The sequence below is a fragment of the Streptomyces sp. NPDC001381 genome (assembly GCF_042895685.1).
GTDB lineage: Bacteria > Actinomycetota > Actinomycetes > Streptomycetales > Streptomycetaceae > Streptomyces.
In genome coordinates, this window is record NZ_JBIAWO010000013.1 from 14,188 (window position 1) to 31,808 (window position 17,621).

Consider the following 17,621-nt stretch of genomic DNA (forward strand, 5'->3'; position numbering starts at 1 on the left):
GGTGGTGAGCAGTCCTGACCCGGCCGCCGTGCACCGCAACTGGCTGCCGGTCATCGCCGACCACGCCCGAGGACTCCATCCGGGCTCGGCGCCGGCACTGGCTGCGGGGGCGGTCGAAGATCCTTCCCTGCCCTCTTCCGAGTCGGCCGCAGCCCCCATAGCCGACCTATGCACCTCTCACCCAGCGGCGGTACCGGCCTGAACCGGCCCCACTCGGGGCTGGTGCGGCATTGGTTGGGCTTGAAGTGGTCCCGGCTTCCGGTCTGTTCCTGCCCCCGACTTCGCCAGGACGGCTGTGCTGAGCGACTCGGCATGGGAGACAATGCTGGGCATGACGACTTGAAGACCGCCTGCCGGGCGGCAGCACTGGCGCAAGGTCGGGACCCGGGACACCGTCTCCGACGGGGACCAGTGAATCTGTGCCGCCTGCGAAACGCCCGTCCGTTCGTACGCGTATCGATTCCATCCGCCGGAGTCCTCCATGTTCGAGCGGTGCGTCGGACTCGCCTGGTGTTCCAATTGCCGGATCTACTCCGGAAACATGGTGCACGTCCCGCGAAAGCGGGTCCTGGTCGACGTCCTCGCTTCGCTTCCCCTCGAGCAACGGGAGAACCTTGCACGTTCGGAGACACGGCTGATTGAGTTCCTGGACTGCCGGGCGCGAGGCAACAGCGATTGGATCCCACCGGCCAACTGGCATCGGGGCGGCACAACCCCAGGGTGATGGGGGATGCCGTATCGGATGCGGCTGAGCGTTCCTGTTCGTCGAACGCGATGACCCGGAGGATGTCGCTGATCTGGCTCATCACGGTCGTGGCGGGGATGCCGTGGCCCATGACGTCGCCGAGCATCAGGCACGGCACGCGGTCGGGCAGGTGGATGAAGTGGTACCAGTCGCCGCCGATCCGCGGCGCCTCCCTGGTGCGGATGCAGCTCAAGGCCGTCCAGTTGCGGTATGTCCGGGAGCAGGCGTCGCTGGAACTCCACGGTGACCTGGCGCAGCTGTTCGGACAGCCGGGCGTTCTCGATCGCCACGCCGGCGGCGCTGGCCAGGGCGGTGACGACGGCCTCGTCGTTGTCCGTGAACGCCCTGCTGTTGGCCTTGTCTGCCAGGTACAGGGTTCCGTACACGGTGCTGCGGACCCGGGTCGGCACCCCCCAGCAGGGTGCTCGTCGGCGGATGACCTAGACCGCCGCATCGCGGCGCAGTCGGCCGTAGACGAGCAGCAACAGATCGGCCGCCCGTCCATGAACGGTCGCATCGGCGGTTTCGGCGGCATCGGGGTTCGCGTCGAGCCCGAAGCCGTCGGGCCGCAGGCGGACGAGCCAGTTTCCCTCACCGTCGGTCGCGTGGAAGCGGATGGTCACGTCGGGACCGCGCAGCTGGGCGACGTTGGGCGCGAAGGAGGTGGCGAAGGGCAGATTGACGAGGAACTCGTCGATCCCGTCGACCGCCAGCGGGCGGTCGACGGTGGGGTGGCGCCCCAGGGCCAGGTCGGAGTCGACCCGATGCATCAGCGTCTCGAAGAGCATCCGGCGCGCCCAGAAGCGGGCGTGCTGATCGACGCCCCATGCCCACATGGGCAGGTCCGGGTCGGTGGCCGCGAAGGCCTGCGCGGCCACCGTCGCACTGTCGGCCAGCCAGTCCGCGTACTCCTCCTGCCGCTCCGGGAGCCGCAGGTCCACCTCCCGCTTGCGCGGGGGCTCCTGGATGCGCGCGTGCAGAAGACTCGAGAACCAACGCTGCACACTGCCGGTGTGCTTGTCCAGGTCGGCCAGTGTCCAGCCGGGGCAGCTCGGCACGGGGGTCGTCAGGTCGGCATCCTCGAGCGCTGCGACGAGTCGGCCGGTCTCCACCGCGATTGCGGCGCGGTGGTCGACTGGAGTGGGTCCGTGTACGGGGCGGGTCAACGAGTTCATCATGCGAGCCTTTCTCTGGGTGACGGCTTCTGGTGACGGCGGGTCGGTCGCCGCCAGGCGACTGAGCCTGTTGCGCTGCAGGCATTCAGCCGCGGAGGAATCTGGCTGTCCCTGACCTCACGGCCCCCTCCGACGGGCGGGGGCGAGGCGCGGATGCCGATGCCGCCTTGAATTCGGTGCAGGCGCATGCGGTGCCGAAGGAGGAACGCTGCTCCGACGAGGGTGAGACTCAACGTGCACTGGTTTCCGGGGTGGATCAGGACCGAGGCGTCGGTCTCGTGCAACTGCACCCGCCGGTCGGCCCGGCAGAAGAGGTGGCCGGTGGCGATCAGCCCGCGTCCCTCCAACCTGACGACGGATTCGTACCTGGACGGGCCGACGGCCCGGGGCACGGCGCTCTGGAGCCGGCGATCGCCGTGCACCGGGAGCCCAGGGGCGGGAGCCAAGGGCACGGGCCGGGGGCACGAGCCGGGAAGTGGGTCAGGACGACGCCGGCGGGCCACCCGCTCCGGGCGCCCCGGTGCGCAGTCCGTCCATGAGGAGGTCGAAGAGGCGGGCGGCACGCGGGCGCCAGTCGTCCGTGGGCGCCATCTGCCACAGGCCTCCGATGGCGAGGATCAGATCGTCGGACGTCAGGCCCGGCCGGATGGTGCCCGCCGCTTCATTGGCGCGCAGCAGGAGTTCGGCCGCGTCGGTGACGGGGGTGTGCGCCGGCTTCGCGGGGCTGCCCGGTGCGCTGGTGGCGAGGCGGATCGCGTCGGCGAGACCGGCCTTTGTCATGGCGAACTCGGCCAGCCGGTCCATCCAGGCGCGCAGGGCCCGGTCGGGCGGCAGTTGCTCGAGCAACTGGGCCGCGCTGGCGGCGACCTGGCTCATCTCGTGGCGGTAGATCTCCAGGACGAGGGCCTCCCGGTTGGGGAAGTTGCGGTAGAAGGTGCCCTGACCGACGCCCGCCTTCTTGGCGATCGCGCTGAGCGGCGCGTCCGGGCACAGGGTCAGTTCGACCAGGGCGACCTCGAGGATGCGCTCACGGTTGCGTTGTGCGTCCGAGCGCAGGGGCGCGTCCTTGTTGTGCTGCACTCGACTCTCCTCGGGGTGCGCGGGAACCCCACCCTTGCTAAGCGGACAGCTGTCCGTTACGTTTGCCGGCAGCGGACGACTGTCCGGTTGGGTTCACCATAGCCCCGGCCGGACCGCGCGGGAGTCCGCGTTCACCGTCAACGCCGTCCCACGCGCCCGTCCCGCCCCTCCACGACCGACGCACCCCGGCAGCCGCCAGGCACCGGCGACCGCCGCCCAGGTTTCCAGGAAGCGCGAAAGAAGCTCTCATGGCCTTACCGACGTCCAGCGTCATCACCTTGAACATCAACGGCGAGCGGCACACCCTGCCCGTCGACCACCGCACCACCCTGCTCGACGCACTGCGCGAACGGCTCGACCTCACCGGCACCAAGAAGGGCTGCGACCAGGGACAGTGCGGAGCCTGCACCGTTCTGGTCGACGGCCGCAGAACCCTGGCCTGTCTCCAGCTCGCGGTCGCGGCCGAAGAGCGCGACATCACCACCATCGAGGGCGTGGCGGACGGCGACCGCCTGCACCCCGTGCAGCAGGCGTTCCTCGACCTCGACGGCTACCAGTGCGGCTACTGCACGCCGGGACAGATCTGTTCGGCGATCGGCGTGCTCGCCGAGCACGCCGCCGGCTGGCCGAGCGCCGCCACCGCCGACGTCCGGCCCGCGGCCGGAACACCTCCCCTGACCGCGCAGGAGATCCGTGAGCGCATGAGCGGCAACCTGTGCCGTTGCGCCGCCTACACCTCGATCGTCGAGGCCGTCACCAGGGCCGCCGAAGCCGCGCCCGCGGCGCGCCCGGGCGTCGGACCCGAGCCGAAGGAGCCTGCCGCATGAGGGAGTTCGGCTACCGGAAGGCTCCCGACGTCGCGGGCGCCGTCGCACTGCTCGACGCCGACCCCGAGGCGCGCTACCTCGCCGGCGGCACCAATCTGGTCGACCTGATGAAGACCGGCGTCGAACGTCCCGGACACCTCGTCGACGTGCGCGCTCTGGCGCTGGACCGCGTGGAGGCGACCGAGGACGGCGGCGTTCGGATCGGCGCCACCGTCACCAACAGCGACCTCGCGGCCCACCCCCTGGTCCGCACCCGCTACCCCGCTCTCGCGCAGGCGGTTCTCGCCGGCGCCTCCGGCCAGCTGCGCAACATGGCCACCGTCGGCGGCAATCTGCTCCAGCGCACCCGCTGCGCCTACTTCGCCGACGTCACCGGCCCCTGCAACAAGCGCGAGCCCGGCAGCGGCTGTCCTGCCGTCCGAGGCGAGAACCGCAACCACGCCGTCCTCGGCGCCTCCGCCCACTGCGTGGCCGTGCACCCCTCCGACATGGCCGTCGCGTTGGCGGCCCTCGACGGCGTGGTGCACTACGAGACCGCCCAGGGGCCGGGCGAACTGCCCCTGGGCTGGTTCTACCTCCCGGTCTCCGACACCCCGCACCGTGAGACCGCCCTGCCGGCGGGCGCGCTGATCACCGGCGTCACCCTGCCGCCGGCTCCGGTCGCCGCCAACTCCCGCTACCGCAAGGTGCGTGAGCGCGCCTCCTACGCGTTCGCCGTCGGCTCGGTCGCCGCCGCACTGCACGTCCGCGACGGCGTCGTGCACGACGTGCGCCTGGCGTTCGGCGCGGTGGCCTCCCGGCCCTGGCGGGCTCGAGCCGCCGAGCGCACTCTCCTCGGGGCGCACGCCGTCGCCGAGTCGTTCGCGGCCGCCGCGGACGCCGAACTGGCCGCTGCCCGGCCCCTGTCGCACAACGGATTCAAGGTGACCCTGATGCGCAACCTGACCGTGGCAGTTCTGAGCGAACTCGCCGAGGAGGCCGCCCGATGACGGTGACGGAGGCGCCCCTCGCCGCCGTCCGCGCCGTCGGCACCGGTCATGTCCGCCTGGAGGGGCGGGACAAGGTCACCGGCGCGGCCCGGTACGCGGGCGAGGTCCCCTTCGCCGGGCTGGCCCACGGCTGGCTGGTGCTGTCCACCGTGGCACGCGGCCGGATCCGCGACATCCAGGCGGACGCCGTCCTCGCGATGCCGGGCGTCCTGACCGTCGTGGACCACCGCAATGCCCCACCCCTGAAGACCGACTACGTCGGCCTGCTGGGCACGGTCCCGGACCCGACGTGCGCGGTCTTCCAGAGCGACCGGGTGCCCCATCTGGGCTGGCCCGTGGCACTGGTGGTCGCCGAGACGTCCGAGCAGGCGCGTGAGGCCGCCGAGTCCCTGGTCGTCCACTACGAACAGGTCCCGCACGACACCGGGTTCACCGGCGACCACCCCGACGCCCACCCGTCCGACGGCCACATGCCCGCCGTGACGGAAAAGGGCGACCTGGAGGCCGAACTCGCCGCCTCCCCCGTCGTCGTGGAGGCCACGTACACCACTCCGGAAGAGCACCATCACCCCATGGAGCCCCATGCGGCCACCGCCCGCTGGGAGGCCGACCGGCTCGAGGTGGTGGACTCCAACCAGGGCGCCACCTGGGTCGTCGGGGAACTCGCGAACCTCTTCTCCCTCGATCCCGCGTCGGTGCGGGTGCGTTCGGAACACGTCGGCGGCGGCTTCGGCAGCAAGGGCGTGCGCGCCCATCAGGTGGCCGCGGTGATGGCGTCCAGAATGACCGGGCGCCCGGTGCGCGTCGTCCTGACCCGCCGCCAGATGTTCACGCTGGCCGGACACCGCAGCCCCACGCTCCAGCGGATCAGGCTCGGGGCGGACGCCGACGGACGGCTGCGCGCCCTGGACCACCGCTCGCTCAGCCGCACCTCCACCGTGTACGAGTTCGTCGAACCGAGCGCCGGCGTGGCCCGGGTGATGTACGACGCCGACGCGCACCGCACGGAGAACCAGGTCGTACCGCTCGACGTCCCGAGCCCCACCTGGATGCGTGCCCCGGGCGAGGCGCCAGGCTCCTTCGCGCTGGAGGCCGCGCTCGACGAACTCGCCCACGAGTGCGGCGTCGACCCGATCGAACTCCGCCTGCGCAACGAACCGGACCGGGGCCCGGTCTCCGGCCTCCCCTTCGCCGGCCGCAACCTGCGCGCCTGCTTCGAGGAAGGCGCTCGCCGCTTCGGCTGGCAAGGGCGCGATCCACGGCCCGGGGTCCGGCGCGAGGGGCGCTGGCTGCTGGGCACCGGCACCGCGGCGGCCTCCTTCGGCGCAGGCGCCGCCCCCTCCACGGCCTCGATCACCGCCGAGGCGGACGGCCGCTTCACCGTGCGGATCGCGGCGGCGGACATCGGCACCGGCGCGCGGACCGCCCTCGCGCTGGTCGCCGCCGACGCCCTGGACGTGCCACCGCAACGCGTCCGCGTGCTCCTCGGAGACAGCGCGTTCGGGCCCGCGATGATCGCGGGCGGTTCCATGGGCACCCGGTCCTGGGCCTGGGCCGTCATGGCCGCGGCGGCCGAACTGCGCAACCGGCTCGTGCCGGGCGCGCCGATCCCGGCCGAGGGCGTCACCGTGCGCTCCGACACCACCGAGGCGGTCGCCGCGCTCGCTCAGGAGGAACGGCACTCCTTCGGCGCGCAGTTCGCCGAGGTCGCCGTGGACACCGCCACCGGCGAAGTGCGGGTGCGGCGCATGCTCGGCGTGTTCGCCGCGGGACGCATCGTCAATCCCCTCACGGCACGGGGCCAGTTCACCGGCGGCATGATCTGGGGCATTTCCATGGCGCTGCACGAGGAGGCCGCGCGCGACGCCGCCTCCGGCGGACCGGTCGGAGCGGATCTCGCGGGCTACCACGTCGCGACCCACGCCGACGTCCCGCGCGTCGAGGCGCACTGGGTGGCGGACGACGACCCCGACGACCCGGTGGGGATCAAGGGCATCGGCGAGATCGGCATCGTCGGCGCGGCCGCCGCCGTCGCCAACGCCGTGTGGCACGCCACCGGCGTACGCCACCGCAGCCTGCCCATCCGCCCCGACCGGGTCCTGACGGGCGGCCGGGATGCTTGACCTCGCACCGCAGCTGGGCGACTGGCTGGCCGAGGGCCGCAAGGCCGCCGTCGCGACCGTCGTGTCCGTCGGCGGCAGCGCGCCGCGCGGTCCGGGCGCCGCCCTGGCCGTCGACGGACAGGGAACCGTCGTCGGGTCGGTGTCGGGCGGCTGCGTAGAGGCTTCGGTCTACGACCTGTGCACGCAGGCACTGGAGAGCGGCGACAGCGTCCTCGAACGCTTCGGCTACAGAGATGAGGACGCCTTCGCCGTGGGACTCACGTGCGGCGGCGTCCTCGACGTCCTGGTCACCCCCGTCACGGCGGACGGCCCGGTCGCCGCGCTGCTGCGTTCCGCCCTCGACAGTGCCGCACGAGGCGAGCCCGTGGCGCTCGTCAGGGTCGTCCGCGGTCCCTCCGCGCTTCTCGGCGCCGCGCTGCTCGTGCACGCCGACGGCTCCCGGGAGGGCGCACTCGGCGGGCACGAGGACCTCGACAGCGCCGCCACGGCGCAGGCCCTGGCCGCGCTCGACACGGGCCGCACCGGCACGGTCGAGGTGTCGCAGGACGGGTCGCACTGCCCCGGCGGACTCACCCTGCTCGTCGAGCCGAGCGTGCCGCCGCCCCGGATGATCGTGTTCGGCGCCGTCGACTTCGCGGCGGCGCTCGTCCGTGCCGGCAAGTTCCTCGGCTATCACGTCACCGTGTGCGACGCCCGGCCCGTCTTCACCACGCCGGAGCGTTTCCCCGAGGCCGACGAGGTCGTCGTGGACTGGCCGCACCGCTATCTGCGGGGCACCAGGACGGACGGACGCACCGTGGTGTGCGTCCTCACCCACGACGCCAAGTTCGACGTCCCGCTGCTGGAGGTCGCGCTGAGGCTGCCGGCGTCGTTCGTCGGCGCCATGGGCTCGCGTCGCACCCACGCCGACCGGCACCGGCGACTGCGCGACATCGGCCTGCAGGAGCACGAACTCGCGCGGCTGAGGTCGCCGATCGGCCTGGACCTCGGAGGGCGCACCCCGGAGGAGACCGCCCTGTCGATCACGGCGGAGATCGTCGCCGCCCGCCGGGGCGGGACGGGTCTGCCGCTCACCGGTTCCGACAGGCCGATCCATCACCGCCGGTCCGCCTGATCCCGGACGGCCCGGCCCGTGCAGCCCCATCAGTAAGCAGCGGTCTGTCAGTGCCTCTGAGCTGGTGACACCACCCCCGGGCCGTGCACTCGACAAGGGGGAAGGTAGTCATGCCATGTCCGAAGGCCGGTAAACCTCCTGCGGGGCTACGAAGACGGTTGAGGGGGATATCGTTGGTTCCCTGGGTAGGCTCCCTGGAACCGAGCTCGTCCGGACACGATTAGCCACTGATTCGCCCTTCATGAGGCGTGGATGCATATTCCTGGGAAGCACCTGCGGTTCGGCTGCTAAGGGCTGTCCCGTAATTGATCTTGTGCGCTCCTGGTTGCCGATCGGCCGTCCGATCAGCGGGCCTGGCGAAGATTGTGCAGGTGGGCGATACCCAAGATCGCGTAGTGGACACCGTCACCCTTGAGTCGGCAGTCGCGAAGGATCTTCCAGGTCTTCATGCGCGCGAAGACGTGCTCTACACGAGCCCTGACCTGTTTGTGGGAGCGGTTGTGCTCCTGCTTCCATCCGCACAGTTCTCCGCCCGCGGGCCGACGATGCGGGACCACCAGGCCAGTGCCCTGGTAGCCGCCGTCGGCGATGGTCGTGGTCCTGCCGACGGCTGCCTTCGCACCCGATTCTGCCCACGCCTTGCAGTCGTTGCGGTTGCCCGGCACTGGTCGTCCGACCGCAACGACCAGCCGTGTGTCAGCGTCGACAACCACTTGGTGGTTGGTCGAGTACCTGTAGTTCTTGGACTGCTCGGCGATGCTGTGATCGCGGGTAGGCACCAGTGTGCCGTCGACGCTGAGCACGGTGCCGGCGTGGAAGCGCTGCCGCTGCTTGAGTGCCAGCAGCGGCCCGATGTGGCCGATTATCCGGTCGGCGGATGACTTGGAGATGCCCTGGCTCTTGCGACGGTGCCGCTCGCGGCCCCCGCCGTGGCCGCACCTGTGTGGCCCACCGCCCAGCCGCCGGGGCCGTCGCCGCGCCGGCCCCGCAGGCCGCCCAGGACGTGCCGCTGTTCCAGGCACTGGAGTGGCTCGGCGAAGCCGCCGAGAGCCGGGACGGCTACAGCCACGAGCTGTTCAGGCACTGGAACAAGGGCCTCAACCCCACGGACGGGTGCGACACCCGCCGGGAAGTGATCCTCGCGGAGGCGAAGCTGGCCCCGGAGGTCGGCGCGCGGTGCGCGCTGTCGGGGGGCCGCTGGTTCTCCGAGTACGACCAGGTGTGGGTGACGTCGGCGTCCTCGCTTGACGTGGACCACGTGGACCACGTGGTCCCGTTGGCCGAGGCGTGGGACTCCGGCGCCTCCGCCTGGACGGCCCCCGGCGCGAGGCCTACGCCAACGACAAGGGAGCTCCGGCGTCGCTGATCGCGGTATCGGGCAGCTCCAACCGTTCCAAGAGCGACAAGGACCCGGCCGAATGGCTGCCGGTCGAGGCGTTCCGGTGTGAGTAGGGCGGGGCGTGGGTGGCCACGAAGCTGCGCTGGCAGCTGCCCGCCGACCCGGCCGAACGCGACGCCCTAACCCGCCTGGCCGAGGGCTGCCCCGACACCACAGTCAGCTACGAGCAGGTACCGCAGTAGCCGTGCGACCACGGGCACGAAGCGGCGCACCGTCCCAGGACGGTGCGCCGCTTTCGGGTGTCGGGCCGGCCGCGCCGGGGTCAGTGCCTGCTGCCGCCGCGGTGGTAGCCCCAGGACTCCTCGTCGATGACGCGGCCGCGGTGGTCGCTCAGGGTGGCGGTGTCGTGGTCGTTGTTCCACACGTAGTGGCGACGGTCCTGGTAGAGGTCGGTGCGGGTGTCGCGGCCCAGGCCGGTGTGGATGCGCACGGTGACGCGGCCGGCCAGGCGGTAGCCGTCGAAGGTGTAGGTGTGGCCGGAGGCGTCCTCCAGCGTCCAGCCGTCGAGGTTGACCGCGCGGCGGGTGGTGTTGGTCAGCTCCACCCACTCCTTGTTCAGGGAGCGGTTTGAGCGGTCGTCGCGTCCCGGGGAGTCGTACTGGACAGCCGAGATCTCCACCTTCGGACGGCTGGGCCGGGCGTGGTCGGCCGCGGACGCGGGCAGCGCCGCCACCGAGACGAGTACTCCGGCCGCGAGCGCGGCGGCAGCCAGACGGCGGGCGGAAACACATGCGGATGCGGACAAGGAGTCCCCCAGACGGTGCGGGGAGCGGGTGCGGTGTGCGAGTGGCGGCCGGACCGGCCGCGCACACAGCTTGTCCACGCTGTGCGCGCCGTGAGAGGGAAACATGGACTGTGTTACCTGTTGCTCATATTTCCGGGACTCTCAACTGCATCATCCATCTATGCCGGATGTAGTCTCGGCAGCGGTCTCCAGGAGCGGCTCGGCTCGCCGCCCGATCGCGACCACGTGGGCGTCCTCGGCGACGAAGGCGCGTGTGGTCGCCCGGCCGATCCCGGTGCCGGCTCCGGTGACGGCAACGATTCTGCGGGTCCGCGGGGCGGTGCTGTTCATACCGGTCATCGTTCAACCCTGCAGCCAGCGGCAAGGTCAAGCAGCGTCTGGCGAGCCGTAGTCACCGCCAGTGGTCGCCGCGGACGCAGCGCCGCCGAGTTCTTCCAGCCTCGGCGGCGAGACCCGCCTCACGGTGGGAGGAGGCAGGCCGGATGAGCGCCTGTGACAAGCCGGATGCCTCACTGGTGACAACCAGGCTGCTTCGACCGTCCCCATTCACCAGCTCAGACGGCGCTGTCAGTGACAAGCACCGAGCTTCGGCTCATCGTTGATGAGCCGAAGCACGATAGGTGACACATGGGCAGGCTTGTTGTCACTTGCGAGGTAAGGGCCGCATCCAGTGCACTTCAGATGAACTGATCCCCCGTGATGCGGGGAGTTTCGAAGCTCCACCGTCATCAGATCCCGGCGTGTCTCATCCTCGTCTCGGCTTCGTTGCGTCCCAGCGCATCGAAGTTGTCGAGATGGAACTTCTTGGCGTTGAAGGTGCGTACCCACAGGCCTGCCGCCCAGCACAGCTGCAGTTCGTTGTTGCTCAGCGCCCGTCCGCGCGCGGTTTGGTACTCCTCCAGGAAGGCCGCCGTCCGTTCGACCGAGGCGCCTGCACCGGTGGGCCCGCCCTCGAACATGGCGGCGGCCTGGCCGATGATGACCACCTCGGGCTCGTAGACCACGCTGTCTCAGTCGTGGACCGCGAGTGGCCGGCCGTTGCGAAACTTCACGTTGCGGCCGTCCCAGTCTCCGTGTCCGAGCACGCAGGCAGCGTCGCGGACCTCTTCCAGCCGCTCGCGTACGGCCGCACCGAGTTCGTCGAGCCACGCCGTGGCAGAGCACCGTTCAGCATTGAGGTCGACGTTGCGGTCATCCGGGACCGGCCAGACGCCGTCCTCCTTGTGGTACCACTGGATCCATGCGGGAGCTGGTCGTAGCAGCGGCTGCGGTTCCAGATCCTCTGCGCGGGTCACGAAGTCGGCCAGAAGACCGGCGAACTGTCGGGGAGCATCGGCGGGCGCGGGTTCTCCACCCCCTGGCAGGGGAGTCTCGGCGCTGGCGACCTTCCTACCCAACGGCAACGGACCGGCCAGTGGCTCCGGGCATGGGAAGCCCGCCTGCCACATCCGGCGTTGCACCCAGGCACAGGCTCCCAGCCGCGCATCACCGTCGCGGATCTTCAGCACCACCTCGCGGCCGTTCGTCAGCCGCAGGCCGTGGACCACGGACAGGTTCCCCGCCGTGAAAGTGTGCTCGGCGACCGGGTAGCCCAAGTGCTCGATGCACCAGTCACTCACTGCTCGATCGTCGGAGTGTTCAAGCATGGCTTTCCTTTCCATGAGCGGCTTGGCCCTCCCCGTCCGGGCCGGGATGGTGGCCTGAAGCCGTGGGGACCGGATCGGCGCACCCTCGCGCCGCAGTGCCCTGATCAATCCGGTGAACCGGGCCGCAGACTCAGCCCGGCATCGGCGCCCTCCTGGGCGGCTCTGATGCCGGAGAGGCATGCAGAGCTCAGGCAGTCTCGCCTGCCTCTTGCGGTCGCATGAGGACGAGGTCGTCGCCCCATGCGTCCAGCACCTGGCCGTGTCCGGCTTCTCGGACTGCGTTCTCGACAAGGGTGAACAGCTGCCGTTGCAGGGATACCTCGCCTGCTGCCGAGATGCGGTCCACAGCACGCAGCAGCACGTCGGTGTCCCAGCCCGGCAGCGGGTACCGGGCAAGCTCCCACTCCAGGTACTTGTTGTAAGGGCGAGGGCGACGGTGGAGAGCGAAGAGCAATTCGAGCAGGAACCGCATGCTGTCTGCCGCGTCGAGGCGGGCGGCCAGAGCAAGGCCGTCCCGGTGGTTCTTGACCGAGCGGTAGAGAGAGTTGATGTAGGCGTCGAGCCATCCGCCGGCGTCCCGGAACGCCTCATCGGCATCCAACCGGGCCCAGCCGGCAAGGATGCGGGCGATGCCTCCGTCGAGCCGGTCGACAACGACCCGACCACGGGCGAGGGCATAGCGTTCCCGACCGGGCATCCCGGTTCCGCGGAACTCGGTGAGAGTGACGATGACAAGGTCGAGCTCGGCACTGCGGTGCCCCGTGAACCGGGACAGGTCGGTGGTGGCGTCATCGGCAACGATCACGTACAGGTCGTGGTCGGAGTGCGGGGTGATCATGCCGTCGTGGGCATGGGAACCTTTGAGGACGAGACCGAGCACGGCTGAGTCGGCGACGGCGAGTTCGACGAACGCGTCGTAGGTGAGCGGCTGCTGAGCAGTCATGGTGTGGAACTCCGGTGTGGTGATGGCGGGTATGCCTGCTGGGGCGACCCCATTACGAGGCGCCCTGCACCGTCCGCGGCTGCACGTGGCTGCCGCCCGGAAGATCAACGCACATCTGGACCCTATCGCTCGGCCGGGCCATGGGGGTACGGCTTTTGAAGCCGTCAGGAGCCTGGTAATGCGACCGACAAGCTCACTTCAGGAGAGCCGCACCGACCCCGGAGGAGGTGCGGTCGATCGCCTTGGCGAGTTGCTTGGCGTGGTCTTCGAGTAGTGGTTTGAGGGCGCCGTAGTAGGGCTGGTGGTCCGCTTTATGGAGCCAGTGGAAGACGTCGTGTCGCTCCCGGGTCCAGATGGCGCGTAGCGCTGGGGCGGGGGCGATATGCGGTGGGCAGGGGACGAAGTCGGGCTCGCCTTCGGTGGCGCGGGTTCCAGCTGTAGGCGCTGACGGCCAGGCGTCTGCAGTCGTCGCTGATGGGTTTTCGATGGCTTGTGAGGACCGGGAGCAGGGCGAGGATGTGCTGCCAGTTATCGGGTTCCAGGACCCAGGTGCCGAGGGCCTCGCGTCGGCGCTGGTAGTCAATGACAGGGTCGGCGAGGAGTTCGGCGGTAATGGCGACGAGCGCCTGCTCGAAGTCGCGGGCCGTGCCGCTGGCCGGGGAGCTGACCGCATCGTTGATCAGCCGTGTGGCGGCCCGCTACGGTCTCCCGACCGCCGGTGTGCTGCGGCTTTGGACATGCCGCAACTCCCCCGCCCGGCACGAGGGCGGCGGTGCACCGGCGGACGCGGAGGTCGTCCTCAACGGGGCCGGGCGGCGGGTGCTCGCCGAGCTGTGCAGGGTGGAGCCCAAGGTACTGGCGCGCGCCTTGCCTGCCTTCACCATGGACGACCCCAAGATCTGCACCGGCCGGGAGGCCGGGATGGCACAGGCACGGTGGCGGGCGGCGGGCACGGTGGCGGGTCCGGCCGCGTTCGGCTGCCGGCTGTGCACCGCGCGGCGCACCGGACAGGCACTACGGGCGGTGCGCTACCTGCCGGGCCGGCATCGGGTCTGCCACAGGCACGGACGCTGACTGCTGGACGCGGACGCCGGCCAGCCGCTGGAACACCTCGACCTGCGCGGTGTCCCCGAGGTGGTGGCCGCGCAGCGGCGGTGGCCGGGCGTGGCGCGGCGTGCGGTGCGGGCCCAGGTGGAGCCGGAGCAGGCGCTCACGCCGGCGCAGGCGGTGGTGGCCCGATGGTGGGAACAGGCCCTGCAGTGGGAGCAGGAGACGATCTGGCCGCAGCGCCTGCACCAGGTCGCGGGCGGGGATGCAGGTGTTGATCTGGAGCGGTGGCGGATCGTGGGCAGGGACGCGGCCGTCTTCCCGGAGGTGGTGGCCGTGGCCGACGCGCTGCTGGACCCGGCTATGGCCGAGCTGGTGCGGGCTGACAGCGGCGCCGGGCGGCCGCGGCCGCTGCCCGCCGACGGGATGTTCTGCCGCAGGCTGGGCGAGCGGGTGGGACGCAACTGGCTGGAGCCGCTGTCGGCGGCGGGCCTCTGCTGGCCTGGATGCGCGCTGTCATCCGCCGGAGGCGCGGTGAAGGCGGGCCGCCCGGGTGGAGGGACGATCCGTGGCGGCTGCAGCGGGAACAGCGGCACGGGAGCGGTCGGGTCCTTGTCGTAGCGGGTGGCGATGCGCCGCCCCTGCCTGAGGCGGTGGAAGGAGCGTTCGACGACGTTGCGGCGCCGGTAGACGGCCCGGCCACCGACGCTCGCAGCGCCGTGCCCGGCCCGCGAGCTGGTCGACGTACTCGGGGATGGTCGCCTTGATTCCGCGTCTGCGCAGGTGGACACGGAAGGAGCGGGCTGAATGACCCTTGTCGGCGACGACCCGTTCGGGTCGTCCGCGGGGGCGCCCCGGCAGGCAGTGCGGAGCCCGGTCGTTCACTAGAGCGAAGACTCGGTTCGGCTGCCGTTCGGCACCAGCCGAAGGATGTCGGTGAGGCCGCGTTCGCCGGTGCGGTTCTCGGCAGGCAGGATGTACGTCCGCAGGCCACAGGCGGTCGCACCGCCGTCACGGACCGGATTGTCGCCCACCATGAGCGTGGCCCGGGGGTCGGTGCCGAGGTCTGCACACGCCTGGAGGAACAGGTGCGGATCGGGTTTCTCGCGACCGTGCTCGTAGGAGATGACGCAGCCGTCGATCAGGCCGTCCATCCGGTGGCGGGCGAGGTGGGCGCGCAGATCCCAGGCGAAGTCGCTGACGATCGCGATGCGCAGGCCGCGGGAGCGGAGCGTACGCAGAGTGGGTTCGGCGTCGGGGTAGGGGATCCACGCGTCGGGGGCGGTGAGTTCCCGGTAGGCCATCTCCTCGGCGTCGCGCAGGAAGTCCACATGTCGCCACCACCCGTGCATGGCCTGCCGGTGCCGCTCGGGCGACAGATCGCGGCCCTGCTGCAGTGCGACGACCGAAGGCAGTCGGAAGGCGGTGCGCAGTTGACGGGAGATCTCGGCCTCGGCCCCGGGTTCGTCGAGCAGAGCGAGACGGCCGGACGCGTGTCCCACTCGGCGCAGCCATGTCTCCAGAGGGATCATCTGGAAGAGCGTGTTGCTGAAGTCGAACAGCACGGCCTGCACGTCAGGTACTGGCGCGGCCATTTCGGCGTCGCTGGGGCGGTAGGCACTTGGTGTTTCGAACAGTGTCTGCATCATCACGAGGGGGGCTGTTCTTCGGGGGCCACCGTCTCCACGGGCACTCCCAGGTCGCGGATGGCGGCGAGCTCGGCCTCGGGAGTGTGGGTGTCGGTGATGACCGCCTGGTAGTCGGTCACGGTGCCGTAGGCGTACGTGGCGGTCTTGCCGAATTTCGAGTGGTCTGCCAGAAGCAGGGCGTGCCGGGCGGAGGCGAGCATGGCCAGTTTGACCTCGACGTAGTCGTTCATGGGGTGGAAGAGCCGGCCCTCCAGGATCGCGGTGGCGGACATCAGGGCGATGTCGGCGCGAATCCGGGAGAGCGCGCGGGTCACCGCGGGGCCGGTGCAGGAGTTGAAGTCGCCACGGTAGCGGCCGCCCAGGAGCGTGATGTTCGCCCTGGACTCGGAGCCGAGGCGCTGTGCCAGGCCGATCGAGTTGGTGACGACATGCAGCTGGTCCAGCCGGGCCAGTAGGGGGACCAGCGGGAACAGGGTGGTCGAGTCGTCCATGAGGACCGTGGTGCCCGGCTTGATCCGGTCGGCGACGGCAGCGCACAGGGCGTTCTTGGCCGTGCGGGCGCTGCCCTCCCGGAAGCGGGTGGCCATCTCCATGGTGAGGGCGGGGAAAGCGAGGGCCCGTCCGCGCTCCTTACGCAGCAGGTGACGCCCGGCGAGGTCGTCCAGGTCCCGGTGCATCGTCATCAGGCTCACGCCGAACTGCTCGGCGAGGTCGTCGATGCGGGTCTCGCCGTGTTCGGCGACGTAACGCAGGACGGCCTTGCGCCGCTCCTCGACGACGGCATGGGACGATCGCGTGCGGGCGGCCACAGTGCCCCTCCTTCCCTTCGGTTGTGCTGGTGCGGCGGCGGGGAACGGAAGCCGCCCTCACGCACGGCTGCGATTGCGGCGTTGTCGACGTGGAGGCGGTCGGTGACGCCAGTCTCGCAGTTTCCCACATGGGGCGGGGCCGGCCGAGCCCGTGCCTCGGCCCCGTGCGGTGCTCCCCGCGGGAGCGGTGCGGCACGGGCGCCGACCGAGTGTGCTTGTGCCGAAGCACTAGGGACCATCCATGGTCACCAGAACCTTGACGTGTTCCGGATCGAGGGAGGCGCGGAAGGCCGCAGCCGCTTCCTCCAGGGGATAGGTGGCGGTGACGATCTCGGCGGTGTCGAAGGAGTCCGAGGAGATGAGGGAAAGGGCGACGCGATAGTCCTCGGTGGTGTACATGAGGGTGCCTTCGATGCGGATCTCCCGGTCCTGGACCAGGTCGAGGCGGACCGGCGTGGTACCAGCGGCCCCCACGCCCACGACCAGGACGTGACCGCCCTTGGCGACCAGGTCGGTGGCCTGGGTTATGGACTGTTCCCGGGCGACGCAGTCGAAGACGACATCGGCCGGGCCGCCCAGTGCGGCATGGGCCATGGAGACCAGGGCGGGCGCGTCGGCGGGCAGGGCCGCGTCGGCGCCGAGGCGCAGTGCTCTGCCCCGTTTGCCCTGCTGCAGGTCCGTCACGACGATCCGGTCGGCACCGGCGTGGCGGGCGGCCATGAGCGTGAACAGTCCGATGGGGCCGGCGCCGAGGACGGCCACCGTACGGCCTGTGAGGTCGCCGGCCTTGGCCACGGCGTGCACGGGGGTGGCCAGGGGCTCGACGAGGACGGCCCGGAGGTCGGGCATGCCATCGGGGACGCGGTGGACGCGGTCGGCCGGGATGGTGAACAGGTCGGCGAGGGCGCCTGGTGTCTGGCAGCCGAAGACCTTCAGTTTCTGGCAGATGTTGTAGCGGCCGGACCGGCACTGGGCGCACTGGCCGCAGTACAGGTTGGGTTCGACGATCACCCGGTCGCCGGGCGCGAAGTCCTCGGCCTCTGGGCCGGTGGCCACCACGACGCCCACGGCCTCGTGGCCGGGGTGGTAGGGAAGGTCGATGAACGGATGGTGTCCGGCGGCGGCATGGGTGTCGGATCCGCACACGCCGACGAGCGAGGTGCGTACCAGGAGTTCGTCGTTCCCGGGGACGGGGGCGGGCGCCTTCTCGACGACGATGTCGTCGAGGGAGCGGACCAGTACGCGGCGGATCAGCTGGGTCATGGTGACGGGGTTCCGTTCGGTTCGGGCGTTCACGGGGTGAGGAGGCCGGACGGGGTGTGGCGCTTGC

At 70.8% G+C, this 17,621-nt stretch carries 17 protein-coding genes and 4 pseudogenes; 7 read left to right on the forward strand and 14 right to left on the reverse strand.

Translation table 11 applies throughout. The features are described 5' to 3' along the window. Positions 1–50 precede the first annotated feature (50 nt). The 4 genes and pseudogenes from ACFY2L_RS34950 to ACFY2L_RS34965 all read right to left on the reverse strand — a co-directional run bounded on the left by ACFY2L_RS34950 (position 51) and on the right by ACFY2L_RS34965 (position 3,000). Positions 51–851 carry a hypothetical protein gene (locus ACFY2L_RS34950; protein WP_390824390.1) on the reverse strand — a complete coding sequence of 267 codons (801 nt, stop codon included), beginning with the start codon at positions 849–851 and terminating at the stop codon, positions 51–53. Between the two features lie 235 nt (positions 852–1,086). Continuing rightward, positions 1,087–1,155: pseudogene (locus tag ACFY2L_RS34955) on the reverse strand (hypothetical protein); the annotation flags it as partial. Positions 1,156–1,185: 30 nt separating this feature from the next. After that, positions 1,186–1,911 carry a maleylpyruvate isomerase family mycothiol-dependent enzyme gene (locus ACFY2L_RS34960; protein WP_390824343.1) on the reverse strand — a complete coding sequence of 242 codons (726 nt, stop codon included), beginning with the start codon at positions 1,909–1,911 and terminating at the stop codon, positions 1,186–1,188. 489 nt (positions 1,912–2,400) lie between these two features. After that, on the reverse strand, positions 2,401–3,000 hold the full coding sequence (locus tag ACFY2L_RS34965) for a TetR/AcrR family transcriptional regulator (RefSeq protein ID WP_390661695.1): 600 nt from the start codon (positions 2,998–3,000) through the stop codon (positions 2,401–2,403). A 248-nt stretch (positions 3,001–3,248) separates the two neighbouring features. Here ACFY2L_RS34965 and ACFY2L_RS34970 point away from each other — a divergent pair, with 248 nt between their 5' ends. The 4 genes from ACFY2L_RS34970 to ACFY2L_RS34985 are packed head-to-tail and all read left to right on the forward strand — an operon-like array spanning position 3,249 to position 8,053. Continuing rightward, complete coding sequence (locus tag ACFY2L_RS34970; RefSeq protein WP_390661694.1) at positions 3,249–3,827, forward strand: (2Fe-2S)-binding protein; 579 nt, start codon at positions 3,249–3,251, stop codon at positions 3,825–3,827. Then, positions 3,824–4,816, forward strand: a complete 993-nt coding sequence (locus ACFY2L_RS34975; protein ID WP_390661693.1) for an FAD binding domain-containing protein — start codon at positions 3,824–3,826, stop codon at positions 4,814–4,816. Before ACFY2L_RS34970 ends, ACFY2L_RS34975 begins: the two co-directional genes overlap by 4 nt. Further along, the gene (locus ACFY2L_RS34980; RefSeq protein WP_390824344.1) at positions 4,813–6,939 is read left to right on the forward strand and encodes a xanthine dehydrogenase family protein molybdopterin-binding subunit; all 2,127 of its coding nucleotides are present in this window, start codon (positions 4,813–4,815) and stop codon (positions 6,937–6,939) included. The genes ACFY2L_RS34975 and ACFY2L_RS34980 overlap by 4 nt, the downstream gene beginning before the upstream one ends. After that, positions 6,932–8,053 carry an XdhC family protein gene (locus ACFY2L_RS34985; protein ID WP_390661691.1) on the forward strand — a complete coding sequence of 374 codons (1,122 nt, stop codon included), beginning with the start codon at positions 6,932–6,934 and terminating at the stop codon, positions 8,051–8,053. The genes ACFY2L_RS34980 and ACFY2L_RS34985 overlap by 8 nt, the downstream gene beginning before the upstream one ends. Before the next feature lie 344 nt (positions 8,054–8,397). Here the strand turns inward: ACFY2L_RS34985 and ACFY2L_RS34990 are convergent. Next, positions 8,398–8,946: pseudogene (locus tag ACFY2L_RS34990) on the reverse strand (transposase); the annotation flags it as partial. 50 nt (positions 8,947–8,996) lie between these two features. Between ACFY2L_RS34990 and ACFY2L_RS34995 the strand changes: the two are divergent. Further along, the gene (locus ACFY2L_RS34995) at positions 8,997–9,419 is read left to right on the forward strand and encodes a hypothetical protein (RefSeq protein ID WP_390824401.1); all 423 of its coding nucleotides are present in this window, start codon (positions 8,997–8,999) and stop codon (positions 9,417–9,419) included. 295 nt (positions 9,420–9,714) lie between these two features. Here the strand turns inward: ACFY2L_RS34995 and ACFY2L_RS35000 are convergent, their stop codons facing one another. The 5 genes and pseudogenes from ACFY2L_RS35000 to ACFY2L_RS35020 form a co-directional block, all read right to left on the reverse strand. Beyond that, a complete protein-coding gene (locus tag ACFY2L_RS35000; RefSeq protein WP_390824345.1) occupies positions 9,715–10,197 on the reverse strand; it encodes a lamin tail domain-containing protein in 483 nt (160 codons plus the stop codon). A 177-nt stretch (positions 10,198–10,374) separates the two neighbouring features. After that, positions 10,375–10,536 (reverse strand): annotated as a pseudogene (locus ACFY2L_RS35005) (SDR family NAD(P)-dependent oxidoreductase); the annotation flags it as partial. 389 nt (positions 10,537–10,925) lie between these two features. Beyond that, the gene (locus ACFY2L_RS35010) at positions 10,926–11,201 is read right to left on the reverse strand and encodes a hypothetical protein (protein WP_390824346.1); all 276 of its coding nucleotides are present in this window, start codon (positions 11,199–11,201) and stop codon (positions 10,926–10,928) included. A 6-nt stretch (positions 11,202–11,207) separates the two neighbouring features. Continuing rightward, positions 11,208–11,843, reverse strand: coding sequence for a hypothetical protein (locus ACFY2L_RS35015; protein ID WP_390824347.1), 636 nt, complete (start codon positions 11,841–11,843; stop codon positions 11,208–11,210). A 187-nt stretch (positions 11,844–12,030) separates the two neighbouring features. Continuing rightward, on the reverse strand, positions 12,031–12,786 hold the full coding sequence (locus tag ACFY2L_RS35020) for a hypothetical protein (protein WP_390824348.1): 756 nt from the start codon (positions 12,784–12,786) through the stop codon (positions 12,031–12,033). 612 nt (positions 12,787–13,398) lie between these two features. Here ACFY2L_RS35020 and ACFY2L_RS35025 point away from each other — a divergent pair. After that, positions 13,399–13,860 carry a hypothetical protein gene (locus tag ACFY2L_RS35025; RefSeq protein WP_390824349.1) on the forward strand — a complete coding sequence of 154 codons (462 nt, stop codon included), beginning with the start codon at positions 13,399–13,401 and terminating at the stop codon, positions 13,858–13,860. 90 nt (positions 13,861–13,950) lie between these two features. After that, on the forward strand, positions 13,951–14,454 hold the full coding sequence (locus ACFY2L_RS35030; protein ID WP_390824402.1) for a hypothetical protein: 504 nt from the start codon (positions 13,951–13,953) through the stop codon (positions 14,452–14,454). Here ACFY2L_RS35030 and ACFY2L_RS35035 read toward each other — a convergent pair. The 4 genes and pseudogenes from ACFY2L_RS35035 to ACFY2L_RS35050 all read right to left on the reverse strand — a co-directional run. After that, a pseudogene (locus ACFY2L_RS35035) lies at positions 14,439–14,525 on the reverse strand (IS5/IS1182 family transposase); the annotation flags it as partial. The gene ACFY2L_RS35030 and the pseudogene ACFY2L_RS35035 sit on opposite strands and share 16 nt — an antisense overlap. 192 nt (positions 14,526–14,717) lie before the next feature. Next, the gene (locus ACFY2L_RS35040; RefSeq protein WP_390661685.1) at positions 14,718–15,428 is read right to left on the reverse strand and encodes an HAD family hydrolase; all 711 of its coding nucleotides are present in this window, start codon (positions 15,426–15,428) and stop codon (positions 14,718–14,720) included. Positions 15,429–15,481: 53 nt separating this feature from the next. Further along, positions 15,482–16,291, reverse strand: coding sequence for a DeoR/GlpR family DNA-binding transcription regulator (locus tag ACFY2L_RS35045; RefSeq protein ID WP_390824350.1), 810 nt, complete (start codon positions 16,289–16,291; stop codon positions 15,482–15,484). Between the two features lie 228 nt (positions 16,292–16,519). Next, positions 16,520–17,554 (reverse strand): zinc-binding dehydrogenase, encoded by a 1,035-nt coding sequence (locus tag ACFY2L_RS35050; protein WP_390824351.1) that lies wholly within the window; start codon positions 17,552–17,554, stop codon positions 16,520–16,522. Between the last annotated feature and the right edge of the window lie 67 nt (positions 17,555–17,621).